The organism is Chitinophaga sp. Cy-1792, assembly GCF_011752935.1.
In the GTDB taxonomy this organism is placed as follows: Bacteria; Bacteroidota; Bacteroidia; order Chitinophagales; family Chitinophagaceae; genus Chitinophaga.
On record NZ_VWWO01000002.1, the window covers coordinates 896,943 to 923,308 of the forward strand.

Here is a 26,366-nt window from a genome sequence, read left to right on the forward strand (position 1 = left end):
ATTTAAAATTTTGTTATGCTGAGATATATTTTCACTGCTGCTATATTACTTTATTTCCTGAAACCCGCTACTGCACAAACTTCTGACGACCATTACCGTAAACCACTGAAGCAGGTGCTGAGTGAAGTAGAAAAGAGATTTCATGTGAAGATCAAATATGCAGATAGTGTGGTGGCTGGTAAGTGGGTGAGTTATGCCGACTGGAAATATCGGCAGGACGCGGAAGCTACATTGAATAACATCCTCCAGCCGCTGGAAATGAAAGCGAAGAAGGATGGCGTTGCCCAGTTTAAACTGGGCAATTATGAATACTATCGATGGCCTGTAGCAGAAGGCTGGGCAGAGCTGGATCGTATTGCCAGTCAATATAACAGTCTGCAGGAGTGGGAGCAGCGTAAGCAGCAGCTGCAACCCTGCATGATGGCGGCCTTACAGTTATCTCCCATGCCGGTATCTCCAAATGCAGCACCAATTGTAACGCCCGTACGAAAATACAATGGCTATACGGTGGAAAATGTGGCGCTGGAAATTCTTCCCGGGGTATGGGTAAACGGATCTCTTTATAAACCTGCTAAATATTCCGGTAAGATACCGGTGATATTAAACCCGGAAGGGCATTGGGAAAAGCAGCGCTATCGCGCAGATTGTCAGTTGCGCTGTGCCGCCTTTGCCAGAATGGGCGCTATGGCATTCAGTTACGACCTTTTCGCATGGGGGGAATCGCTGTTACAGTTTAAGCCGGAAGACCATCAGCAAAGTCTGGCTATGACTATTCAGGTGCTGGGCGGTATTCGTATCCTGGATTACCTGTTGTCGCTGAAGAATGCCGATACTTCACGTGTAGGCATTACCGGTGGTAGTGGCGGTGGTACGCATACTACCTTGCTAACGGCGCTGGATAAACGTATTAAAGTTGCGGCGCCGGTGGTTTCCCTCTCCAGTTATTTCTATGGCGGATGCCCCTGTGAAAGTGGTATGCCCGTACATGCCTGCGGTGGCAGAACAGATAACGTGGAAATAGCGGCCATGGCTGCCCCGAGGCCGCAACTCATTGTCAGCGATGGTGGCGACTGGACAGATAAAATGCCGGAACATGATTTTCTTTATTTACAAAAGATGTATAGCTGGTATGGTAAAAAAGAAGCGGTGCAAAATGTGCACCTGCCGGCAGAGGGCCACGACTATGGTATCAATAAACGAACCGCTGTCTATAAATTCATGGCAAAGGAGCTGGGGCTGAATGCCGCCGCCATACTGGCCGCCAATGGCACTCCCAATGAAAGTAGCATCACCGTGGAACCGGAAAAAGCCCTCTACGTTTTTGGTGACAATGGTGAAAAGTTGCCAGCCCATGCTGTCAAAAGCTTTGCACAGCTGGAAGCGGTTTTTAAGGATGCCACGCTGGCGGCTAAACGAAATCAGCGTTATAAAATTGGTCTCATAGACCTGATGCTGCTCAAGCGTCAGAAACCCGGCGCTATTACCCTGGCTGCCCAACTAGGAGCTGACGGTATTGAGGTGGATATGGGCGGACTCGGTAACAGGCCTACGTTTGATAATAAGCTGCTGATAGATTCTGTCAGCAATCTTTTCCTGCAAACAGCGAAGGAAAATGATGTGGAAATATACGCGCTTGCCATGACAGGCTACTATGCACAGTCCTTTTGCGGCAGAGAGGAATATAAGCAATCTATTGCCGACTGCATTACAACCATGCAGCGTATGCACGTAAAAACGGCTTTCCTGCCATTGGGCGTGCAATGCGACCTGCGCAAGAACCCTGAAGTCCGCAATGCGGTAGTGGAACGGTTGAAGGTTGCCGGCAAAATGGCGGCAGATGCGGGAGTAGTAATTGGTATAGAAACCGCGCTGGATGCGAAAGAGGAAGTGAAGCTGCTGAAAGAAATTAATTCTCCCGCAATAAAGATCTATTTCAACTTTTCCAACCCACTAAAAGAAGGCCGCGACCTGATCAGCGAACTGAAGGTGCTGGGCCGCGAGCGCATCTGCATGATACACGCCACCAACAAAGACAGCGTTTGGTTGCAAAATGATCCGCAGCTGAATATGCCACTGGTGAAGAAAACGCTGGATGAAATGGGATGGAGTGGATGGCTGGTGATAGAACGCAGCAGGGACGCCGGTAACCCTCGGGATACGAAATACAATTACGGCGCCAACACCGCTTACCTGAAACGCATCTTCCAGGAAGAATAGTAAAATCCTCCATCATTATAATCAGTACTAACATTTTCCGGCAGCCGATGCCACGCTAAATTTAACTGTATTCAATAACTGCTTCTGCAACAACCAAGATGAAACGAGTGTGTACATTTTTGTTGGCAGTTTCTGTACTGATACAGTTACAGGCATATGCTGCTGATATCCACGTTAGTCCGGCCGGTAAGGATACCAATCCCGGCACCCGCGAGCTTCCTATGGCAACACCTGCCGCTGCTTTACGGCAGGCAAGGGAACTGCGACGATTGCATGACCCCGGGGCAAAAGGTGGCATACATATCATTATCCACGGCGGTACCTATCGTTTATACGAGCCCGTATTTATAAGGCCGGAAGATGGTGGAACGCCGGAGAGTCCTACTATTATTGAAGCCGCACCAGGTGAGGAGCCGGTGTTCAGCGGCGGACAAGCCGTTTCCGGATGGAAGAAGTTAGATTACAATGTTCCCGGTATCCAGCCTGCTGCCAGGCAGCACCTGTGGGTGGCGGAGCTGCCTTATAATCAACTGAGTCTGTCGGGCTTCCGGCAGCTATGGATCAATGATGTGAAGGCGGTGCGTGCCCGCGACAGGAACGGCGACAGCTTGAATCGTATTCTCAACTGGAACAAGGCCGATGAGTCGTGTGTGGTACCGCTGCCCAAAGCCTTGCGTAACGGGAGTATACAGGGGCTTGAAATGACTATTCAACAATGGTGGGCCGTTGCCAACCTGCGGGTGGCTACGATGCAGGCCGCGGGCGATTCCGCCACACTGCACTTTTTTCAGCCTGAAAGTAAAATCCAGAGTGAACACCCATGGCCCGCACCATGGCTGTCGAAAGAAACCGGTAACTCCGCTTTTTATCTCTCCAATGCCATACAATTACTGGACGAACCCGGTGAATGGTATTATGATATCAGCACCAGAAAACTATACTACTGGCCCCGCACCAACGAACAACTGCATACAGCCGTTGCCGTTATCCCGGAGCTGGAAACACTGATGCGCATTGAAGGTACCCCTGAATCGCCGGTAACGGATGTGCATATACGTAATATTTCCTTTGCACATAGCGGCTGGATACGTCCCAGCCAGCAAGGCCATGTGCCGCTACAGGCAGGCATGTACCTGCTGGATGCCTATAAGCTGAAACAGCCCGGCACTGCCGCAAAGGCTGGCCTCGAAAACCAGGCCTGGATAGGACGACAGCCCGGCGCCGTCACATTGCGCTATGCACAGCATTGCAGTATTACCGGCTGCAACTTTGAACATATGGGCGCTACCGGCCTTGATCTGAAACAGGGCACCCGCTACGATACCATTGCCGGCTGCCTCTTCAGGGATATTGCCGGTACAGGTATTCAGGCAGGTGTGTTTTCAGAAGAAGCCTATGAAACACATCTGGCCTATGATCCAACGGATGAACGAGAGCTTTGCCGCGATATACTTGTTACCAATAACCTCGTAAACAGGGTCGCCAATGAAGACTGGGGCTGCGTGGGCATCAGCGCCGGCTATGTACGCGATTTTCATATTACACATAATGAAGTAAGCGAAGTGCCTTATTCCGGTATCTGCATAGGCTGGGGATGGACGAAAGCAGTCAACGCCATGCGCAATAATAGCGTGTATGCGAATAAAGTCCATCATTATGCCAGGCATGTTTATGACGTGGGTGGCATCTATACGCTGTCGGCCATGCCCGGCACGGTGATCAGCGAAAACTATATCAACGATATCTACAAAGCACCTTATCCGCATGATCCCAAACACTGGTTTTATTATTACCTGGATGAAGGTTCCGCATATATCACGGTGAAGAATAACTGGAGTCCTGCAGATAAGGTGATGCGCAATGCCAACGGTCCCGGGAATCAATGGGAAAATAATGGGCCTATGGTGGCAGATTCTGTGAAAATAAATGCGGGCATCCAGGCAAACTATAAGCATCTGCTTAAAAAAATAATACCGGTAACGGACAACCAACCTATCAATCACTAACATTTACAAATATGCTTACCATTGGTATATTAGGACTGGGAGAAGGCAGCAGCACTATCTCCGCTGCCATCCACAGTAAGAAAGTAGAATTAAAAATGATTTGTGACAAGGATGTCGCGCTGTGCAGGCAACGGGCAGACGAGTTTAAAGCCTACGACTATACCACCGATTACCAGGAAATGCTGAATGATAAAACGATAGACATCATCGCCATTTATACGCCTGACCATCTGCACTATGAGCATGTGAAAATGGCACTGCTACACAATAAGCACGTAATCTGTACCAAACCTTTTATCGATGATCTGCGACATGGAGCGGAGCTGATAGCATTGCAGGAACGTAGTGGCAGGAAGGTTTTCGTAGGACAAAGCAGTCGCTTTTTTGAACCATTTAAAAAGCAGCGGGCAGATTTTGAAGCAGGTGTTATTGGTGAACTGATGACCGTGGAGAGCCATTATAATGCAGACCACCGCTGGTTCCTGGAGAAGAAGTGGGCGTTGGAAAAATCGTTTAAGTGGTTGTATGGCGGTTTGAGTCATCCGGTAGATTTTATCCGCTGGTATCTGCCGGATATTGCAGAAGTGATGGGGTATGGAATGATCAGTGCCAATGGTGTAAAGGCCGGATTAAAAAATGAAGATACCATGCATTTTATCTTCAAGGCGGCTGATGGCCGTGTGGCGCGGGTGAGCGGTTCCTATACCGGGCCTACACAGCCCACCAGCCGCGACAGCGGTATGAGCTGCGTACTGCGTGGCACGCTGGGTGCTAGTCAGGCCGATTACCACGAACTACGTTATGCCGTTACCGATAGTACCGGCGAGCAGCGGGTAATTACCTGGGGAGATACCCAGCTCGAGTATTATTTCCGCTTCCCGGGGCAGACACATCATGCAGGCGAATACCAGAACTATATCGAATATTTCGTGGATGCCATCGAACATAACTATACCGCCTGGCCGAATATACAGGAAGGTATTGGTACCGTAGCATTGTTGCAGGCAATGGACCTTTCGCTGCAAACCGGGAAACCGGTTGGTCTGAAAACTTTACTGCATAGTTATGGTTTGCCGGAGAATCTTTTAAGCGCGCATCTTTCCGGAGTGGCAGGCAGTGCTCATCATCAAGCTTCGGAGGTATGAACAGTATGCTGACAAAACTCCATGCCATCGATTATTGCATCGTTGCAGGCTACCTGGCTGTACTGATGGTTATTGGCTATAAGGCCAGTTTCGGGCAGAAGAAGACAGATGAAAACCTGTTTCTGGCTGGGAATTCTCTCAACTGGTATAGCATCGGATTTAATATGTGGGGTACCAATGTGGGGCCATCCATGCTGCTGGCATTCGCCAGCATTGGCTATTCTACCGGTATTGTGGCCGGAAACTTTGAATGGTACGCCTTCATATTCCTCTTCCTGCTGGCAATGGTGTTTGCGCCGCGATATATTGCCAGCAAGGTGACGACCATGCCCGAATTTATGGGGCAGCGTTATGGCGACGGTACCCGTAATATCCTTGCCTGGTATGCGCTGATAAAGATCCTTATTTCGTGGTTGTCGCTCGGGCTCTTTGCCGGCGGCTTCCTGGTGCGGCAAATCCTTGGTATTCCCATGTGGCAGTCGGTGATAGCACTGGTGCTGTTTGCCGGCCTGTTTGCCTTTGCAGGCGGACTCAAAGCCATTGCGCGGGTAAACGTATTCCAGATGATACTGCTGATATTGGTATCGGCCTTGCTGACGGTGATTGGCGTGCATAAGGTAGGTGGTGTTTCCGCCTTGTTCCATAAAGCGCCGGCAGGTTACTGGAACCTGGTACATCCCGCTAGTGATACGGCTTACCCATGGCCGGCGATATTGCTGGGCTACCCGGTGTCTGCCATTGCATTTTTCTGTACGGACCAGGCAATGGTGCAGTCTGTACTCGGTGCACGTAACCTGGAACAGGGGCAGCTGGGGGTTAGTTTCATCGCCTGGCTGAAGATATTATCGCTGCCGCTGTTTATCATTCCCGGCATTATTTGTTTTGAATTATATCCCGGTTTGAACGATGCCAGCGAAGCATATATGACGCTGGTTACCAATCTTTTTCCACCCGGACTGAACGGTCTTGTTATCGTGGTGTTGATTGCTGTATTGGTAGGAACGATCGGTTCATCGCTGAATGCACTCAGTACGGTATTTACCACAGATATCTATGCTAAAAAGATAAATCCTGCGGCCACAACGCAGCAAATTATACGCGTTGGTAGGATGACGGTACTGGCAGGGTGCCTGTTTGCCATAGGCATGGCCATCGCGATTGATAGTATCAAAGGGTTGAATTTGTTTGATGTATTCCAGGCGGTGCTGGGTTTTATCGCACCTTCGCTGGCGGTGGTATTTCTGCTGGCTGTTTTCTGGAAACGCACTGCCCGCAGGGCCGTGAATTTCACGCTCTCCTGGGGCTCGGCTATCAGTCTGGGTACTGGTATCTGTTATCTCTGGATATTCCCTAAAAATCAATACCCGGTGTGGCCACATTACCTGTTGCTTTCTTTCTATATTTTCCTTTTCTTGTTATTGCTGGCAATGATGATTTCTTTACTGGATAATACTATCTCCGACACTGCCACAGTACAACCGTCCTTACAGCGGCCTACGCGCCGGGTATGGACCTCCTGGATAATCCTGATCATGGTGATGATCTCCCTACATATCTTCTTTAATGGATTTTAAACCACGTTATATAATGAAAAGACCAGTCGTTCTCTTATTGTTGCTGCTAGGGTTTACGGAGGTGGCTATTGCTCAGAAGGCCCGATGGATATGGTATCCGGGTGATTTTGATATCTGGCTGAGTAATAAAGTGCAGAACAGAAGAACAGAAAAAGGTAGTTTTTATCCGGTATTCTGGAAGATGGACAGCCATTATGTGCTGGTAGAATTTCATAAAGTAGTGGAACTGAAAGAACCCAAGCAAATTGCCATTCATGCGGAAGGCACCTATAATGTAAAGCTGGATGGGAATTTAATACCCGGCACCCCTGAAAAAGTATGGGTGCCGGCAGGTAAACATAAAATTAATATAAAAGTATTCAGCCAGGCAACCGTGCCTTCTGTATGGATTGCAGGAAAAACAATCTGCAGTGATGCCAGCTGGCGCGTTACCATTGAAGATAAGGAATGGATCGATGAAACCGGTAAGGCATCGGATGTTTCTGCTACTACCTATCATTATGCCGCCACTGGTGAATTTGCGGACCCTATGCAGCCGCCATCGGCGTATAAGCTGCCAGTGGTGCGGAAAAGCGCCGTTGCCACCACTTCAGGGCTGACTGATTTCGGAAAGGAAACATTCGGTTATATTAAGCTGCATGGCCTGCGTGGTAAAGGCAAACTTACCATTTACTATGGCGAAAGTAAGGAGGAAGCATTGAGTACGGCAGGCGCGGAAACGCTGGACCAGCTTACGGTTGATCTGCCTGTTAAAAAAGATTCCGTGATGCCGCTGTCGAAGGCTTTCCGTTTTGTAAATATAGTGAAAGAGGGAAACGTAGTCCTGGATTCTGTTTCCATGTTATATGAATATGCAGATCTTCCGGATAAAGGTAGCTTCAGCTGCTCCGATCCGGAGCTGAACAAAATCTATGACGTGGCGAAATATACCCTGCACCTGTGCAGCCGTGAGTTTTTTATTGACGGTATCAAGCGTGACCGGTGGATATGGAGCGGCGATGCCTACCAGAGCGACCTGATGAACTATTACCTGATGAATGATAATACCACTGTTACCCGCACGCTGTATGCCTTACGTGGTAAGGATCCTGTGACGAGTCATATCAATACTATCATGGATTATACGTTTTACTGGTTCATGGGTATATACGATTATTATTTATATACGGGAGATGAACAATTTATGCGTCAGAATTATGAGCGCATGAAATCACTCATCAGCTGGGTACTGGAACGCCGGAATAAAGACGGGCTGCTGGAGTGGCGTCCGGGAGACTGGATATTTATTGACTGGGCCGCAGGACTGAGCAAAGAAGGCGCTATCAGCTTTGAGCAGTTGTTGTTTGCACGAAGTCTGGAAACGATGTCGCTGTGCGCGAAGCTGGTCAACGATAAAGACGGAGCGGTCTATTATGGGGAACTGGCTACCACACTACGTAAGAAGCTATTCGATTATTACTGGAGTAGCCAGAAAAATGCGTTGGTGCATAGCCGTATAAACGGGCAGCCAACGGAAACGGTTACACGCTATGCGAATATGTTTGCTATCTTCTTTGATTACTTCGATGCTGCTCAAAAGCAGGCGGTTAAAAAATCTGTTTTGCTCAATGATGATGTGCAGAAAATCACTACGCCGTATATGCGTTTCTATGAGCTGGAAGCCTTATGTGCCATGGGGGAGCAGGCATATGTGCTGAAAGAAATGAAAGACTATTGGGGCGGTATGCTGCAGTTGGGTGCTACCAGTTTCTGGGAAGAGTATAAGCCGGGTTTAACGGGTGCAGATCACTATGCGATGTATGGCAGGCCATTTGGAAAAAGTCTTTGCCATGCCTGGGGTGCAAGTCCTATTTATTTACTGGGCAAATATTACCTGGGCGTAAAGCCACTCACTGCCGGTTATAAAACCTACCTGGTGCAACCGGAGCTGGGTGGCCTGCAATGGATGAAAGGCGCTGTGCCTACGCCGGATGGCAATATCCTGGTAGATGTCAGCACAAAGCAGATAAAAGTGCACGCACCGGCAGGTACGGGTACTTTGCGTATAAAGAGTAAAACAATGCCGGCAGGTAATGATATTGAGGTGATTAGTGCAGGAGATAATAATTATGAGATCACCATTAAGCCTGCGAGAGATTATGTTATAAATTATACGGCGTTATGAAGCGAGTGATATTGGTGGGGATATTAGTTTTGCGTATAGGCGTAGGATTTAGTCAGCAGCCATTGGTAGATACGGAGGAAAGTCCCTATGCGAAGCTGCGACCGGCTGCCATGCAGGCTGTACACTGGACAAATGGTTTCTGGGCGGAACGATTTGCCGTATGCCGGAATACCATGGTGCCGCAGCTCTGGCATACCTACACCAGCGATACCATCTGCTATGCTTTCGAAAACTTCAGGATCGCTGCAGGATTGGATACCGGGCATTTCAGAGGCCCGTCTTTCCATGATGGCGATTTTTATAAAACGCTGGAATCGGTAGCCGCCGTGTATGCCGTAACTAAAAGCAAACAGCTGGACGAGTGGATGGATACTGCCATTGCAGTAATTGGGGCAGCGCAGCAAAGCAACGGTTACATCTATACGAAAAATATCATTGTAGGTAAATCCGGTGGCTTTGATGACCGGCTCAGTTTTGAAGCCTATAATTTCGGTCACCTGATGACGGCCGCCTGTGTGCATTTCAGGGCTACAGGAAAAAAATCATTATTGAACATTGCCACTAAAGCAGCAGATTTTCTCATCGGCTTTTATAGTGCCGCCACACCGGAGCAGGCACGCAATGCCATCTGTCCATCGCACTACATGGGCCTTACAGAACTTTACAGGACTACAAAGGATAAAAAGTACCTGACCCTGGTAAAACAACTGGTTGATATCCGCGGAACCGTTGAGGGTACAGACGATAACAGTGATCGTGCGCCTTTCCGGGAAATGAATAAAGTAGTGGGACATGCCGTGCGTGCAAATTATCTTTTCGCAGGCGTAGCAGATGTATATGCGGAAACAGGCGACAGTACGCTGTTGCGGCCATTGCAAAAGATTTGGGAGAATGTGGTAAATAGCAAGATGTATGTTACCGGTGGCTGTGGCGCCTTGTATGATGGCGTATCCGTGGATGGAACTTCGTACAACCCTGATACGGTGCAAAAGGTGCACCAGGCCTATGGCCGTGATTACCAGCTGCCCAATTTCAGTGCGCATAACGAAACCTGCGCCAATATTGGCAATATGCTGTGGAACTGGCGTATGTTCCTCGTTAGCGGCGAGGCTAAATATATGGATGTGCTGGAACAGGCGTTGTATAACAGTGTACTCAGTGGCGTTAGTATGGATGGTACAAAATTCTTTTACACGAATCCGCTGGCCGCCAGCAGGGATTATCCCTATCATCTGCGCTGGGAGGGCGGCCGCCAGCCTTATATCGGCCTGTCCAATTGTTGTCCGCCAAACACAGTACGCACTATTGCGGAGGTGAGTGACTATGCTTACAGTCTGGATACATCGGGATTGTATGTCAATCTTTATGGCAGCAATCAATTGTCTGAAACCTGGAAAGGCAACCACTGTATACAATTGACACAGGAGAGTAATTACCCCTGGAATGGAAATGTTTTGTTGCAGATTACAGAAATTCCTGCTGAACCTTTTACTATCTTTCTCAGGATTCCGGGATGGTGTAACCATTACCTGGTAACGGTTAACGGTAGTCCTGTGACACAGGCATCACGCCAGCAGGGGTTTGTAGCCTTACGGCGGCAATGGAAAAAAAACGACCGGATAGTCTTGAAGTTGGATATGCCGGTAACGTTGCTGGAGTCCAATCCGCTGGTAGAGGAAACGCGTAACCAGGTAGCGGTAAGACGCGGGCCGCTGGTATATTGTATAGAATCGACGGATCAGCAGGCGGGTTCCGTCTTTGATGTGATGATACCCGCCAATATGCAGTGGCATACCGGTGAGCAAACCATCAACGGCGGCAAAGTGACCGTATTGAAAGGCCAGGCGAAGCGCCGGCAGTCGCAAAGCTGGGATCATACGCTTTACCGACCCGTAAATACGCATTATCAACCGGCAGCTATTACCCTGATTCCCTACTATGCCTGGGCAAACAGAGGCGCTTCGGATATGACTGTTTGGATGCCATTAATCAGATAATTATGAAGAAAATAAGCATTTTTATAATAATTGTATTGCTAGGCAGCAAGGTGTTCGCTCAGGAAAAGGAGGTGCCGGCGGCTGTGATGCAGGATATCTACGAACAGGTGAAAACGCCTTATAAATACGGGCTGGTAATTGCCCCTGACGGCGGCCGCAAGGCGGATTGTCCTTCTGTATTCAGAAAAGGGAAATACTGGTACATGACCTATATCATTTTCGATGGCAGGGGATATGAAACGTGGCTGGCGAAAAGTGCGAATCTGCTGGAATGGAAACCGCTCGGTCGGGTGCTGCCTTTCTCTGACAGCACCGGCCACGACTGGGATAAAAACCAAAAGGCAGGCTATATTGCCCTGCAGGATTATACCTGGGGCGGTTCGTATGAACTACAGTCCTATCAGGGAAAATATTGGATGAGTTATATCGGCGGTGATGAAAGCGGCTACGAATCCGGGCCGCTGGCTATCGGTATGGCCTATACGAATAAGGATATAACGGTGCCGCATATATGGCAGCGAACAGACCATCCGGTTTTAACCGCCACAGACAAGGATGTTCGCTGGTGGGAGAATAAAAAGCTCTTTAAATCCTGTATTATCCGGGACGACAGTAAAACAACCGGTCATCCTTTTGTGATGTATTACAATGCCAATGGCGATACCAGCGGCAACAAGCCTAAATACCGCTGGTTTGAACGTATAGGCATGGCCGTATCCGATGATATGCTGCACTGGCAACGTTATGAAACGGATCCGGTGATGAGCCATCCTGTGGGACTTACCGCCGATCCGGTGATCCAGCAGATAGGAAAGGTATGGGTGATGTTTTATTTCGGGGCTTTCTGGGATAAGCGTAAAGATGCCTTTAACCGCTTTGCTGCCAGCTATGACCTGGTACATTGGACCGATTGGTCGGGCCCGGACCTGGTAAAGCCGGGGGCTGATTTTGATCAGAAATATGCACATAAAAGCTTTGTGGTAAAGCATAAGGGGGTAGTATATCATTTTTATTGTGCGGTAGATGGTAAAGACAACAGAGGGATTGCAGTGGCTGTATCGCAGGATATGGGCAGCAGCAGGGTGTCTTTCAGTGCCGGTAAATAAACAGTTGCAATGAAGTATTTTTTCAGATGGATAATTTGTCTGGTTGTTGGTATACCTGCCTATGCGCAGCAACAGACCGTGAAACAAGCCTTTTTTTATCCAGGGGCCGAAGCAAAGCCTTGGTTGTTATGGTACTGGATGCATGCCGCCGTTTCAAAGGAAGGTATCCGTGCCGACCTGGCAGCCATGAAGCAGGCGGGGATTGGTGGCGCCTACCTGGTAACTATCCAGGATACCAGCGCAGCTGTGGATTTTGGCCCGGTGGCAAGGCAGCTGAGCCCGGAATGGTTTGCATTGGTACATTATGCCATGCAGGAAGCCAGTCGCCTGGGACTGCAACTGGGAATGCACCTTAGCGATGGCTTCTCCTGTGCCGGCGGCCCGTGGATTAGCCCGGAGGAATCAATGCAGCAGGTGGTATGGACAAAAAACTATATCTCTCCCGCAACTACTGCTATTAAGCTGGAGCAACCGCTTACGCGGGAAGGATTTTATAAAGATATTGCCGTATATGCTTACCCGTTAAAAGAAGCACCGTCTGTTATAAAACCAGCCGTAACCACCAGCACGGGTACCAGCGCTGATTTTCTCACCCTTCCAGGAAATAGGCAAAGCTTTAAATCTGAAAGCGATTGCTGGATACAATACAGCTACCAGCAGCCTTTTACCGTAAGGTCAGTACAGATCGAAACCGGTAGTAACAACTATCCGGCACAGCGGCTGATACTGCAAAGCAGCGATAACGGCGCAAACTTCCGTACGGTAATTAAGTTTACCGCGGCGCGCCATGGCTGGAAGGATAACGTACAGGGATATACGTACAGCGTACCTGCCACCACAGCAAAATATTTCCGGCTGGTATATGAAAAGGCAGGAGCGGAGCCCGGCGCCGAAGACCTCGACGCAGCGAAGTGGAAGCCCACGCTGAAAGTAACCGGCATCTTCCTGAACGAAGAAGCTGCCATCAATGGCTATGAAGGAAAAAACGGGAGCATCTGGCGTTCATCTCCCATAACGACTGCTACACAGGTAACCGATACAGATGCTATCCCCCTTGCAAACATCCTAACGCTGACGGATAAACTGAGTCTGGATGGAACACTTCGCTGGAAAGCGCCGCCGGGCCACTGGATGATAGTACGTATAGGGCATACCTCCACAGGAGAAGTGAACTATACCGGTGGCGCCGGCAAGGGACTGGAATGTGATAAGTTCAGCGCCGCAGCCATCAACAAGCAATTTGATAACTGGTTTGCAAAAATAATTGAAAATACCGATCCGGCTTTGGCGAACCAGGTGCTGAAGGTGTTGTATGTAGACAGCTGGGAGTGCGGTAGTCAGAACTGGACCGATCGGTTTCCGACGGAATTCCGGCAGCGCCGCGGCTATGATCTGATGCCTTACCTGCCACTGATGGCAGGCATTCCTGTTGAAAGCGCTGCTGTATCTGAAAAGGTATTGCATGATGTCCGGCAAACGATTGCTGACCTGATCAGTGAAGTCTTCTTTAAAACACTGGCAGCAAGGGCACATGAAAAAGGATGTCGGTTCAGCACGGAAAGCGTTGCCCCGGTGATGATGGGCGACGGCATACTGCACTATAAATATTCGGATATCCCTATGGGTGAGTTCTGGAATAACAGTCCTACCCACGATAAACCCAATGATATGCAGGATGCTATCAGCGGTGCACATCTCTATGGTAAAAATATTGTACAGGCAGAAGCCTTTACCACGCTGCGCATGGACTGGAACGAACATCCGGGGGCGTTAAAAATCACTGGCGACCGTAACCTGGCCCTGGGCGTGAACCGCATGGTGATGCATGTATTTGCACATAACCCCTGGCTTAACAAGCGCCCCGGCATGACGCTGGATGGTGTTGGGCTGTACTATCAGCGCGACCAGACCTGGTTTAAGCAAAGCAAAGCCTGGATTGACTATATCACCCGTTGTCAGTCGCTATTACAGCTGGGACATCCGGTAACAGACATCGCGGTATTTACAGGTGAGGAGCTGCCACGCCGCTCGCTGACGCCCGATAGGCTGGTGAATACGTTCCCGGAGATTTTTGGGGAGGCGCGTGTGGAAAGTGAAAAACAGCGACTAGCGAATAAAGGGCAGCCTATGCGCAGTATTCCGGAAGGGGTTACGCATTCCGCCAACATGGCCGATCCGGAGAAATGGATAGACGCCCTGCATGGCTATGCCTATGATAGCTTCAATCCCGATGCATTGCTGCAAATGACAGTAAAGAATGGCCGGGTGGTATTGCCTGGTGGTGGTGCCTACTGGCAGCTGGTTTTCCCGCAGCGGCATCCCTTAATGCCGGATGCAGGCCGCTGGTCGGTGCCGGTGGCGCAGAAGCTGTTGCAGCTGGCAAAGGCAGGCGCTAATATCCTGCTGGACACCAGTATGGTACAGGGGATAGGGTTGAAAGATGATGATATTATACTGCAACAGCTATTTAAAGAGATCTGGCAACAGGAAAATGTGCATCCATTGTCTGCCGCCGCTGCTGTACTGGAAGGGTTGAAGGATGTGAATGTCCGCGATTCCGCAGGGGCTATTGCCTGGACCCATCGCAGTACCGCAAAGGAGGAAGTCTATTTCCTAAGTAACCAGACTGCCTATACGCAAAAGGCCGATATTCGCTTCAGGTGGGAAGGGACGCCTACTGTGCTGGACCCTATTACCGGAGAAATGTACATGCCCGGGACTGTTATCAGCCTCCCGATGGGGACCCGCTTTACTGTTACGCTGGCACCGGCGCAGTCGCTTTTTGTTGTTTTTTCCCACGATACCCTGACCACAAAAATAAAGTACGACAAAAAAGTAGTGGAGCAACAACTGCAGCCAATAGCCGGCCCATGGCAACTGCAATTTGATACTGCCAATGGTGGCCCGGCAGCTCCGCTGCTACTGGATTCCCTCATCAGCTGGACACAATTCCCTGATCAGGCAGTAAAATACTATTCGGGTACAGCAGTATATCGAAGTAATTTCAACATCGCTACAACTCATCAAAAAAAACAAATTCATCTCTGTATAGACAGTATATTTAATATTGTCAAAGTGACAATTAATGGAATAGATTGTGGTACCCGCTGGACGCCGCCATATGAATTAGATATTACGAAGGCAATTAAACCGGGGACGAATAAAATAGAGATGACGGTTACCAATACCTGGCATAACAGGTTAATCGGCGATCATTATCTCCCGGAAAATAAGCGTATCACCTATACCACCGCGCCTTACCGCTTTAAAGATGAAACGCTGGCGCCGGCAGGTATTACCGGAAATGTACAATTGAAGATAGAATGAAGCTATTTACCTTAAAATATTGGCTGCTGCTGGTTTTGTGCGGCTTATGTAATGCTGCATCGGCGCAGTGGCGCCAGGATTATGATATTACCTGGAATACGCCCAGTGAAAATGCAGCTGCATCTATGCCTTGTGGTGGCGGCGATATCGGCATGAACATCTGGGTGGAAAAAAACGACCTGATGGTCTATGTGGCCAGGAGTGGCAGTTTCGATGAAAATAACGGTATGCTGAAAAGTGGCCGGCTAAGGATAAGGCTCAGTCCCAATCCTTTTGCCGGCAAGGTGTTTCAACAACAGCTTCACCTCCGGGAAGGTTATGTTACCGTTACTGGTATTAGCAATGGTGTTCGTGCATCCGTGAAGATATGGGCAGATGTAATGCAGCCGGTGGCACATTTTGAAGTGAATACAGATAAGCCGGTAGCCGTTACAGCGGCCTATGAAAGCTGGCGTTACCAGGACCGCATCGTGGCCCCAAGGGAAAACTTTGGTAACTCCTGGAAATGGGCGGCACCGAAAAATAATATTATCCGTAAAGACAGTATATCGTTTACAACAAATGGTGTGCGTTTTTGTCATCACAATACTGCCACCACCATCTTTGACGCCACTGTGGCCCAGCAGGGTATGGATGCTGTGAAAGACAGTTTGTATAACCCGCTGGCCTACCTGGCCGCTGGTGGTTGTTTCTATGGAAAAAACTTTGTGCCTTCCGGTACTTACGATGGCGTTTATGCCAATACAGATTTCAGGGGCTGGAAACTAAGTTCCCGCAAACCTGCTACCAGTCATCAGCTCACGCTGGCACTGGCAACACTGCAAACAAAAGATATCCGCCGGTGGGAGCAGCAGTTAGCCGCATTGATAGTAAAGGCAGATGATAAAGATATCATTGCCCGGAATATGGCTTGGTGGCGCGCATTCAGGAGCAACAGCTATATAGAAACCCTGCAGGCCAATACTTTTGAAATAGGAAGAAACTATCAGCTATTCAGGTATATGCTGGCATGTAATGCTAACGGTGAATGGCCTACGAAATTCAATGGCGGCCTCTTCACCGTAGATCCTGTGTATACTGATACGGCGATGAAGCTGACCCCTGATTACCGCAACTGGGGCGGCGGATTGCATACCGCGCAAAACCAGCGCCTCGTATACTTTCCTATGATAAAATCAGGTGATTGGGAAATGTTGCAGCCACAACTGAAATTCTATCTACGCATATTGCATAATGCAGAGTTGCGTTCAAGCGTATACTGGAACCATGCAGGGGCCTGCTTTACAGAGCAGATGGAGAACTACGGTTTGCCTGATTTTGCAGAATATGGGCAGAAGCGCCCGCCTTATTTTGATAAAGGAATAGAATATAATGCATGGCTGGAATATGAGTGGGATACGGTTTTGGAGTTTTGCCTGATGATGTTGGAAGAAGAGCGGTATACCGGTAAAGATATCCATGAGGCCATTCCTTTTATTGAAAGTTGTCTGCGTTTTTTTGATGAGCATTATCAGTACCTCGCCAGGCAACGTGGCAGTAAGTCCCTCGACGGGCAAGGTAAGCTGATTCTCTTCCCGGGCTCCGGTGCGGAAACGTTTAAGATGGCGTATAATTCCACATCTACCATAGCGGCATTGCGCACGGTCACTTCCCGGCTGCTGGAATTGCCGGCAGCCTACCTGGATACTGCACAAAGACGTCACTGGACGGAGTTTGCGAACCGTATTCCTGGTATAAACTATACCGATCAGTATGGCGTCACCACCATTGCACCAGCCCGTACATGGGAAAGGATTAATAACGTTGAGTCGCCACAGTTATACCCCGTATATCCGTGGGGGATATATGGTGTGGGCAAACCCGGACTGGATACGGCATTGAACACCTGGGCGCAAGACACCAACGTTATTCGTTTCCGCAGTTATGCAGGATGGAAGCAGGATAATATCTGGGCGGCACGGCTTGGCCTCCGTAAAGCTGCCTGGGAGCTAACGGAGCAGAAGCTGGCCTCCGGGCCAAGGCGCTTTCCGGCCTTCTGGGGGCCTGGTTTCGATTGGGTGCCTGACCACAACTGGGGTGGCAGTGGCATGATTGGTTTGCAGGAAATGTTGCTGCAAACAGATGGCAGGCGTATTTTGCTATTCGCCGGGTGGCCGGCAGATATAGATGTGAGATTTAAGCTGCACGCTCCTTACAATACCACGGTATCGGCTACACTAAAAAATGGTCAGCTCGAAAACCTGGTGGTAGAACCGAAGGAACGTGCAAAAGATGTGGAGGTTATGTTGCAGTAATCACGCGGGCGACTTATGCTGCTCATTATTCAGCTGGCGGTACTTCTTCGGCGACATCCCGATTACCGCCCTGAAGCGGCGGGAGAAATAGTAGGGATCATTAAATCCCATGCTCATCGCAATGTTTTTAATGGAACGGTCCGTGAAATCCAGCTGCTGACAAGCCTTTTGCATCTTCAGTTGCACAAAATAATCGATAGGAGCGTAGCCTGTTTTCTGCTTAAACAAATTAGAAAACCGGGATACCGAATAATTATATTGTTTGCCCAGATCCGTCAGCGAGATCTTGTCGTTGATGCGCTGCTGCATATAGAGGATGGCATTGTCTATACAATCGGATTTGTCTGTGAGCGTGGCCTCGTAATGACGGGTATTATAAATGAAAAGATTAATGAACTGCACCAGGCCCATGTTGGCATATACGAGGTTGTCCAGACTATAACCCAGTTCCAGCGATTGATATATTTTATTGAACAGTGGGAGGATGTCCCCGTTGTTTTTGATATAATTTGGCTCGAATAGTTTCTGGACGGCCTGCATGTTATTGAATTCGTTGAGCGCTTCACCGCCGAAGTGAACCCAATATATACTCCAGGGATTATCTTCACTGCTGCCGTAGGCGTGTTCTGTATTGGGTGGCAGGATAAAACACTCGTTGGGACCTACTTCATAGCGTTTCCCTTTTACCTGGTACCAACCATGTCCATCTACGCAGTAGAAGAGGAAGTTTTCCGGCAATCCTTTCCTGCGGTAGGTATAATGGTCTTTGGCCTTTGGATAATAGCCTGTAGAGCGTATATGCAGGGATTTAATAAGGTCGTTGCTCAGTACCCTGGATTTCAGTACGGTTTTAGGAATTTCTATCCGGTGGCGGCCGGTACCATACCAGATATTTTTGTGCGAGCCTTTTTTGTTCCCGCTCTCTTTCTCTGCCTGCTGGCTGCTGTTTGGTTGCATAAACGTGGTTAGAGTTAGGTGGTAATTGTGTATCCCGGCTAACGTGGTGCCGGCAATAGTAAAATACTAGTTATTAGGTAGATGTGCAAGAGAATTAAGGTCAAACCTGCCCGGCAGATTTTTTAACGGTAAAAACGCTCTCCCATTGGCAGCATCAATATTTTAATTATTTTGTGCCGGTAATAACCGATAGCAATGAAATATTTTCGCGAAATGCCGGTGTAGATTTTTGCCGTTATTGATATAAAATAGAGATAAACAACCAAAATTATAGGCGGAATATCCAACTGGTTCCCCTGATAAATTAATAGCATCAACTGTTTTAAGGTGCCAGCAGTTCCACAATACGACGAATCGGCCATATTAGAAAAGGTGGCTAAAGGCGATGAGGCAGCCTTTACATTACTTTTTGACCATAACTGGAACACAGTTTACGGGGTAGCGTTTGCGCTGACCAAATCGGCAGATATGGCGGAAGAGATGACCCAGGAAGTTTTTGTGAAACTCTGGCTGAACAGGGAAAAGCTGGCAGCAGTAGATAACCTCAAAGGCTACCTCTTTATGGTGGCACGTAATCAGATATATAACGCTTTCCGCAGGAAAATAAAATCCGTCTCTTTTACGGACCATTTAATGGAATATATACAGGCGGTGGTACCGGCCACAGAAAGCACGGATGCAAAGCTGCTTTCCAATGAACTGGAGCAACTGGTAGCTAAGGCCGTAGAACAGCTTTCTCCCCAGCAGCATACTATTTATTGTCTTAGCAGGTACCAGGGAATGAGCCAGGAGGAGATTGCCAACACCCTCCATATTTCTGTGCATACCGTGAAAAGCCATATGAACAAAGCGCTGCATACTATCCGGGATTACCTGAAAAACCACGCTGTTATTGAAATGGCACTCATTTCTTACTTCCTCACCAATGCCATTCGCTGAGGCCTGAAAATTTTTTTAATTTTTACTAATACCTGCTTCCTTTTTTGGTGTCTTTATAGATATGGCAACAAAATGTTGTCTGTTTATTAATGGACCATTCAAATTTCAATCACCTTTTCCAGCGGTATCTCAATGATACTATTTCTGTGGAAGAATTACAGCAGCTGATCGTTTATCTGCGCAGTGAAGCGCATGATGAGCAGCTATTGCTGTCGATCGAAGCGGCACTGGAAAGCCGTGCGTATGCCGGAGTAGCGGCTCCGGACAGGCGGGACAGGATATTGCAGCAGGTGCGGCAACAGGCAGGACTGGCCACAGTGGGTGTTTCCGGTGAGAATATGGCAACACTGCGGTCGGTACGCAGATGGAGTATGGTCTGGAAAGCTGCCATCGCGGCCACTTTCCTGGTACTCGCCGGCGCAGGGGTATATCAATATCTCCGGCCGGTAAAAAACAGCCATGAACTGGCGCAAAATGCCAGTGGTAAAAAAGAGGTGCTTCCTGGTAATAATAAAGCCGTGCTTACTTTGGGTGACGGCAGTCACATAACGTTGGATGATGCTGCCAAAGGCACCGTGGCTACGCAGGGAGGCGCTGCAGTCCTGAAGCTCGGCGCCGAACTGGCCTATAATTCCACTAAAAACAATGCAGCCCCTGTCGTATATAATACGGTGACCACCCCCCGTGGTGGCCAGTTCCAGGTGATGCTCCCCGACGGTACCAAAGTATGGCTCAATGCCGCTTCTTCGATACATTTTCCCACTGCTTTTTCCGGCAGGGAGCGGCTCGTGGAGCTGACCGGTGAGGCTTATTTTGAAGTAGCTGCCAGCGAGACCCAGCCCTTTAAAGTAATGGCAGGAGGTACAGAAGTGAAAGTGCTCGGCACCAGCTTTAACGTCAACGCATATACGGATGAGAGCAGCGTCAACACGACGCTACTGCAAGGTAAGGTGATGGTAGGATACCACGGAAAAAATGTGGTGATTAATCCGGGGCAGCAGGCACGTGTTACCGATGGTATTGAGGTGATCGCCCATGCAGATATTGCCACGCTCATGGCCTGGAAAAATGGCCGCTTCTCCTATAACAATGAAAACCTGCAGGGGATTATGCGCCAGATAAGCCGATGGTATGATGTGGAAGTAGTATTTGAAAATAATATAACAGATACCTATAGTATGGAAATGTCCAGGAATGTTCCCTTATCTAAATTGTTACATTTCCTGGAACTCAGCGGCGGCGCTCATTTTGTGATCAATGATAAAAAAATAATCGTGAAAAAGTAATACCAGCATCTTCATAACATAAAAACCTGATACAATAAAAAACCGGGTAGTGTTCGCGGCACTCCCGGTGGATTGTTGGATCAGCACAACTATGCAATCTTTTCCGGACTGGTTAATTGTTTACATCCAAACACCAACAAAAATATGCAAAATGTTCTTTGTAATTCCACTTTTTTGAAAGACTGTCGTGATACACAGCCATACCCGGGAAACCGGCTATGGGCCAAAATCAGATTGACAATGAAGCTGACTACGTTTTTGATATTGGTATTGCTCACCCAGGCACATGCCGCCACCAATGCCCAGACCATTACCCTCTCCTTAAAAGATGCCTCTTTACAGACGGTATTCAGAGAGATCAGCCAACAGGGAGGATATAATTTTGTTTACAACAATAGCCTGCTAAAACATGCCACCAGTGTAAACGTAGATGTTAAAAATGCCCCTGTGGAAGAAGTGCTGAAGTTATGTTTTAAACATCAGCCGGTTACCTACGAAATCATTGATAAAACCATCATCATCCGCCAGCCCGGCGCCAGTTCCGCAACAGCAGAAAATGACCGGATTTCCATTGCCACCGCTATCCGTGGCCGGGTAACCGATGAAAAAGGTGATCCGCTCATCGGGGTGAGTGTACAGCTGAAAGGAACGGCTACAGGCGCCGTTACAAAAGATAATGGTGAGTTCCTCATCAACGTCCCGGATAAATCTTCCGGTGTACTGGTATTTTCCTTTCTGGGTATGGACAGACAGGAAGTTGTTATCGGAAAAAGTGTATTCGTGACCGTAGTATTGAAGCGGTCATTATCACAGCAACAGGAGGTAGTCGTGGTGGGCTATGGTACACAGAAAAAGGCCACCCTTACCGGTTCCACTGCTACCCTGAAAGGCGAAGAGATGACGAAGGTTCCTTCTGCGAATGTTTCCAATGCCTTTGCCGGCCATATTCCCGGCGTAATTGCCAATAACCGCTCCGGACGCCCCGGCGATGATGCTTCCTCGCTGTATATCAGAGGGTTCAACTCCTTCAGTGGTGGCGTTGATCCGCTGATCATTGTGGATGGTATCCCGGACAGGAATATTGACAGGCTTAATCCTAACGACATCGAAAGTGTTACCGTGCTGAAAGACGCATCAGCAGCCATTTACGGGGTACGCTCTGCCAACGGTGCCATTCTCATTACCACCAAAAGAGGAAAGGCAGGTAAACCCAGCATATCCTATGAAGGCAGCTATGCCTTGCAGCAGCTCACCAGGATGGACCACCGCGTAAACTCCTGGCAGTATATGACCTACTACAATGAACTGAATGGATACCAGGGCAACACGTTGCCTTATACCCAGGCGGATATCGACAAATACAAAGCAGGCAACGATCCCAACTATACCAGCACCGACTGGCAGAAGGTCGTATACCGCCAGAACGCACCGCAAACGAATCACAGTATTTCCATCAGGGGTGGGAGTGAAGCAGTGAAATTCTTCCTCTCCGGTCAGTACCTCTCCCAGCAAAGTAACTGGAGCAACAGTGATGAAAACTTCAAGAACTATAACCTGCGCTCCAATATCGATGCATCTGTTTCTAAAAATCTCAAGCTGACCTTCGATATTGCCGCAAGAAAAGAAGAACGGAAATATCCAGCTATCAGCGCCGGCAGCATCCTGCACGAAGCAGTTAGTATGTATCCGTTTATCCCTGTACGTTGGACGAACGGCGATCCTTCTGCGGGTATCTCCAACGGCCGCAACCCTTACCTGATGATGTCGTCAGCGGCGGGCTACGACAATGTAACGGATCTTACCGTGCAGCCAAAAGTAGGCTTCGACTGGCAGTTGCCACGCATCGTGAAAGGGCTGTCGCTCAGTGGATATGCAGCCTTTGATTATCGCCTGAGAAGTGAAAAGAACTTCACGAAGCCGTGGGATGCCTATACGTATAGTCTTACTACCAATACCTATAACAACCAGAAGTCAAGCACCGCGATCCTCAGCCTGACGCAGGACGAAAGAATATACAGCGAGAATACCTATTTCTACAAACTCGCTTTCGAACGCGCTTATGGCAAACATAATATCAACGCATTTGTGGGTTATGAGCAAACAGTATCTTCCTATAAAAATACAGTTGCTTTCAGAAAGAACCTGGTAAGTGACCAGCTGGACCAGCTGTTTACCGGTAGCGCCCAGGACCAGAATGCTTCCGGTAGTGCCAGTCAGTATGGCCGTGAGAGTTACCTCGGCAGAATATCCTATAGCTATGCGGATAAATACCTGGCAGAAATCGTAAGTCGCTATAACGGTTCATTTAACTTCCCTAAGAACAGCCGCTGGGGCATGTTTCCATCTGCATCCGTGGGCTGGCGCATCTCTGAGGAAAATTTCTTCAAAGACAATATACATTTTATCGATAACCTGAAACTGCGTGCCAGCTGGGGTATCATGGGAAGTGATGCCGTAGCGGAATATATGTACCTGGCCAGGTATTCGCTGGTAAGCAATATGGCCTCGTCATATTCTGCCTATCCAAAAGAATACTATACGTATTTCGGACCTAATTATTCAGAAGCTACTGCGCTGTACCTGGCATCTGTTCCTAATACAGACATCACCTGGGAAAAACAGGATACCAGGAACTTCGGTATAGACGCCGCCTTATTCAATAACAAACTGAATGTTACCGTAGATTATTTCCGTAATCTCCGTAAAGATATCCTCGCACAAAGAAATGCTTCCGTGCCTTATTATTCCGGTCTGACGTTGCCGGCAGAGAATATTGGGAGAACGTTGAACAGGGGTGTTGACTTCATCGTCAACTATAACGATAAGGCCGGCGATGTGAAATACAATGTGGGCGTGAATTTCACCTATGCGAAAAGTAAAGTGCTCTTCCGTGATGAAGCGCCGAATATTCCGGACTACCAGAAATCTACCGGATTACCGATTGATTCATGGGTAGTATTTCAGACCAAAGGAATTTATCATACACAGGAAGAAATAGACAAATCGCCGCATATGGCAGGTGCTGCCCCTGGCGATCTCTGGATCGTAGATAAAAATAATGATGGCGCCATCACCTACGACGACCAGGTAAGGATCCCGGAATCGGCATATCCTAAAGTCGTATTCGGTATTACCATGGGTGCGGAGTACAAAGGACTGGCACTGGACCTGGTATGGGCCGGACAAACAGAAGCAAAGCAGCTGATACTGCCGCAGATGCAGGGCTCTGTAGTAGCGCCGCCACAATGGTTATACGATGGCCGCTGGACAGCAGAAAATCCTGATGCTAAATATCCGAGAGCATTTAATTCAAAAGATCCGCGAAACTCGGTGTATGCCGATTTCTGGCTGGTAGATGCCTCTTTCCTTCGTTTGAAATCAGCACAACTTTCTTATATCATTCCTAAGAGCTTATATAGAAATATTGGTATAGATAATATCAGGGTATTTGTAAGCGGATTCAATCTTTTCTCCATTGATAAGATGAAACAATTCAACCGCGACCCTGAAACCAATAACGTTACAGGCGTAAACTATCCGCAGACGAGGATTTACCGTGTCGGCATCAACGTTGGCCTGTAATTGATTTTTATAAGATTCCCGGACATTTAAACTTACTTACAGTGAAAAGAATATACTGGAAAATAGGTACCGCATTATTGTTTGCCACTTCCTTTTTAGTGGCCTGTCAGAAAGATGTATTGAATAAAGTACCGTTGGACTCCTTCTCCGATGGCTCCGTATGGAAAGATCTCAAACTGGCGGAAGCCTTTGCCGATTTTCAATACAATGTATTACCCGGCCCCGGACATTACTGGGATAACCTCACCAACCGTACCTGGGCATTGTCATCCGCCACAGATGAGGCTTATAACCGCTTCGACGACTATAATGCTTCCATTATGAACTCTGGTTCCCTTACGCCTGATAACCTGGGTAACTTCGATATATGGGCAGATACCTATAAAAGAATACAGGACTGTAATCTCTTTTTATCAAAAATAGATGGGGTTCCCGGCGATGCCGCTACCCGTAACAGGCTGAAAGCAGAGATTACCTACCTGCGTGCCTATGCCTATTTTAAGCTGATCAGTGATTATGGTGGTGTGCCACTGGTAACCAAACCTTTTGATCTCAACAGTAAATATGATTTTAGTCGCAGCAGCTTTGATGATTGTGTTGCATTTGTAGCGGCACAATGTGATTCTGCCGCTGCTGTACTGCCACTAAACTATCCTACCGGTGCCGCTGAATACGGCCGTGCCACCAAAGCCGCTGCCATGGCACTTAAATCAAGAGCTTTGCTATACGCTGCCAGTCCGTTCTGGAATCCCACCGGCGATAAAGTTAAATGGCAGCTGGCAGCAGATGCAGCCAAAGCAGTGATAGACCTCTCTGCCTTTCAGTTGTATACCGGCAGCTATGTAGGTGTTTGTACCGTACCTAATACAGAGCTGATCATGGTAAGACTTGGTAACAAGCAATACCAGTGGAGTTCTTTCCAGGGCGTGGAAATGTTCCTCGCGCCATGCGGCTACCATGGCTGGTCTTCCTTTGCACCTAGCCAGAACCTGGTAGATGCCTTCGGTACCGCCGATGGAAAAGATATTACCGATCCATCTTCCGGGTATGACCCACAGCATCCTTACAGCAACCGTGATCCCCGTTTCTACCAGGATATTATTTCCGATGGTATGCCTTATGGCCGCCCGGATTTCTTCCAGGACAGGTACAAAGCCGGACATTCCAACATGGCTGAAATGTACGAGGGTGGCCTTGATTCGCAGCAGGGATGGGATACCTGGAATGCAAGCATGACCCGCTACAGCTTCAGGAAATACCAGGATACTACCTTCAATTATAACGTAGAAACACAAACGAATAAAATTTGGGTAGTAGCAAGGTTGGGAGAGATTTACCTCAACTATGCTGAAGCGGCCTATAACCTTGGCCAGGAAGGCGTAACCCGTCAATACCTTAACCTGATCAGGCACAGGGCTGGTATCGTGAATGACCTGCCGGCAGGCCTGACCGGTACCGCATTGCTGGCGAAAATACAGAACGAACGTCGGGTGGAGCTTTGCCTGGAAGGCCACCGTTATTATGATGTGCGTCGCTGGAAGATAGCAGACGTAACAGAGAATACTCCTTTAGGTGGTGTGAAGATCATCAAAAATACAGATGGCTCCAAAACGTATACCTACATCAAGGTGCAGGACAGGAAGTTTAAAAAACAGCATTATTTACTGCCTATACCAAGAGAAGAAATCAGGAGAACCAACCTGACACAGAACGACGGGTACGAATAAGCAATCATCTGCCAGTCGGACAGGTGACCTGCTACGGCAAGAACC

Annotated in this window: 14 protein-coding genes; 13 read left to right on the forward strand and 1 reads right to left on the reverse strand. The window is 48.4% G+C overall.

The features are described 5' to 3' along the window. The first annotated feature begins 15 nt into the window (after positions 1-15). From F3J22_RS30570 to F3J22_RS17890, 9 genes are all read left to right on the forward strand, one after another. Positions 16-2,217 carry a sugar phosphate isomerase/epimerase family protein gene (locus F3J22_RS30570; protein WP_240155123.1) on the forward strand — a complete coding sequence of 734 codons (2,202 nt, stop codon included), beginning with the start codon at positions 16-18 and terminating at the stop codon, positions 2,215-2,217. A gap of 98 nt (positions 2,218-2,315) precedes the next feature. Continuing rightward, on the forward strand, positions 2,316-4,223 hold the full coding sequence (locus F3J22_RS17855) for a right-handed parallel beta-helix repeat-containing protein (RefSeq protein ID WP_167019303.1): 1,908 nt from the start codon (positions 2,316-2,318) through the stop codon (positions 4,221-4,223). Positions 4,224-4,234: 11 nt separating this feature from the next. After that, positions 4,235-5,368 carry a Gfo/Idh/MocA family protein gene (locus F3J22_RS17860; protein WP_167019304.1) on the forward strand — a complete coding sequence of 378 codons (1,134 nt, stop codon included), beginning with the start codon at positions 4,235-4,237 and terminating at the stop codon, positions 5,366-5,368. Further along, positions 5,365-6,942 carry a sodium/solute symporter gene (locus F3J22_RS17865; protein WP_167019305.1) on the forward strand — a complete coding sequence of 526 codons (1,578 nt, stop codon included), beginning with the start codon at positions 5,365-5,367 and terminating at the stop codon, positions 6,940-6,942. Before F3J22_RS17860 ends, F3J22_RS17865 begins: the two co-directional genes overlap by 4 nt. Before the next feature lie 13 nt (positions 6,943-6,955). Then, entirely contained in the window at positions 6,956-9,106 is a 2,151-nt protein-coding gene (locus tag F3J22_RS17870) for an alpha-L-rhamnosidase C-terminal domain-containing protein (protein WP_205195404.1), read from the forward strand. Next, positions 9,103-11,103 carry a glycoside hydrolase family 127 protein gene (locus F3J22_RS17875; protein ID WP_167019307.1) on the forward strand — a complete coding sequence of 667 codons (2,001 nt, stop codon included), beginning with the start codon at positions 9,103-9,105 and terminating at the stop codon, positions 11,101-11,103. The genes F3J22_RS17870 and F3J22_RS17875 overlap by 4 nt, the downstream gene beginning before the upstream one ends. 2 nt (positions 11,104-11,105) lie before the next feature. Continuing rightward, complete coding sequence (locus tag F3J22_RS17880; protein ID WP_167019308.1) at positions 11,106-12,209, forward strand: glycosylase; 1,104 nt, start codon at positions 11,106-11,108, stop codon at positions 12,207-12,209. 9 nt (positions 12,210-12,218) lie between these two features. Beyond that, positions 12,219-15,536, forward strand: a complete 3,318-nt coding sequence (locus F3J22_RS17885; RefSeq protein ID WP_167019309.1) for a glycosyl hydrolase — start codon at positions 12,219-12,221, stop codon at positions 15,534-15,536. After that, positions 15,533-17,830, forward strand: coding sequence for a DUF5703 domain-containing protein (locus tag F3J22_RS17890; protein ID WP_167019310.1), 2,298 nt, complete (start codon positions 15,533-15,535; stop codon positions 17,828-17,830). Before F3J22_RS17885 ends, F3J22_RS17890 begins: the two co-directional genes overlap by 4 nt. On the opposite strand, the gene F3J22_RS17895 is transcribed toward F3J22_RS17890, so the two are convergent. Beyond that, a complete protein-coding gene (locus F3J22_RS17895) occupies positions 17,831-18,787 on the reverse strand; it encodes an AraC family transcriptional regulator (protein ID WP_167019311.1) in 957 nt (318 codons plus the stop codon). 327 nt (positions 18,788-19,114) lie between these two features. Between F3J22_RS17895 and F3J22_RS17900 the strand changes: the two genes are divergently transcribed. From F3J22_RS17900 to F3J22_RS17915, 4 genes are all read left to right on the forward strand, one after another. Beyond that, positions 19,115-19,726: an RNA polymerase sigma-70 factor gene (locus F3J22_RS17900; protein WP_167019312.1), complete on the forward strand. Its 612-nt coding sequence runs from the start codon at positions 19,115-19,117 to the stop codon at positions 19,724-19,726. 89 nt (positions 19,727-19,815) lie between these two features. Next, positions 19,816-21,012 (forward strand): FecR family protein, encoded by a 1,197-nt coding sequence (locus F3J22_RS17905; protein WP_167019313.1) that lies wholly within the window; start codon positions 19,816-19,818, stop codon positions 21,010-21,012. 240 nt (positions 21,013-21,252) lie between these two features. After that, positions 21,253-24,594, forward strand: coding sequence for a TonB-dependent receptor (locus tag F3J22_RS17910; RefSeq protein ID WP_167019314.1), 3,342 nt, complete (start codon positions 21,253-21,255; stop codon positions 24,592-24,594). 41 nt (positions 24,595-24,635) lie between these two features. Next, on the forward strand, positions 24,636-26,321 hold the full coding sequence (locus F3J22_RS17915) for a RagB/SusD family nutrient uptake outer membrane protein (protein ID WP_167019315.1): 1,686 nt from the start codon (positions 24,636-24,638) through the stop codon (positions 26,319-26,321). Positions 26,322-26,366 lie beyond the last annotated feature (45 nt).

Coding starts and splice junctions, on each gene's coding strand:
- F3J22_RS17870 (WP_205195404.1), top strand. CDS start 6,956: ATGAAAAGACCAGTCGTTCTCTTATTGTTGCTGCTAGGGTTTACGGAG.
- F3J22_RS17875 (WP_167019307.1), top strand. CDS start 9,103: ATGAAGCGAGTGATATTGGTGGGGATATTAGTTTTGCGTATAGGCGTA.
- F3J22_RS17905 (WP_167019313.1), top strand. CDS start 19,816: ATGGACCATTCAAATTTCAATCACCTTTTCCAGCGGTATCTCAATGAT.
- F3J22_RS17885 (WP_167019309.1), top strand. CDS start 12,219: ATGAAGTATTTTTTCAGATGGATAATTTGTCTGGTTGTTGGTATACCT.
- F3J22_RS17890 (WP_167019310.1), top strand. CDS start 15,533: ATGAAGCTATTTACCTTAAAATATTGGCTGCTGCTGGTTTTGTGCGGC.
- F3J22_RS17855 (WP_167019303.1), top strand. CDS start 2,316: ATGAAACGAGTGTGTACATTTTTGTTGGCAGTTTCTGTACTGATACAG.
- F3J22_RS17860 (WP_167019304.1), top strand. CDS start 4,235: ATGCTTACCATTGGTATATTAGGACTGGGAGAAGGCAGCAGCACTATC.
- F3J22_RS30570 (WP_240155123.1), top strand. CDS start 16: ATGCTGAGATATATTTTCACTGCTGCTATATTACTTTATTTCCTGAAA.
- F3J22_RS17910 (WP_167019314.1), top strand. CDS start 21,253: ATGAAGCTGACTACGTTTTTGATATTGGTATTGCTCACCCAGGCACAT.
- F3J22_RS17865 (WP_167019305.1), top strand. CDS start 5,365: ATGAACAGTATGCTGACAAAACTCCATGCCATCGATTATTGCATCGTT.
- F3J22_RS17880 (WP_167019308.1), top strand. CDS start 11,106: ATGAAGAAAATAAGCATTTTTATAATAATTGTATTGCTAGGCAGCAAG.
- F3J22_RS17895 (WP_167019311.1), bottom strand. CDS start 18,787: ATGCAACCAAACAGCAGCCAGCAGGCAGAGAAAGAGAGCGGGAACAAA.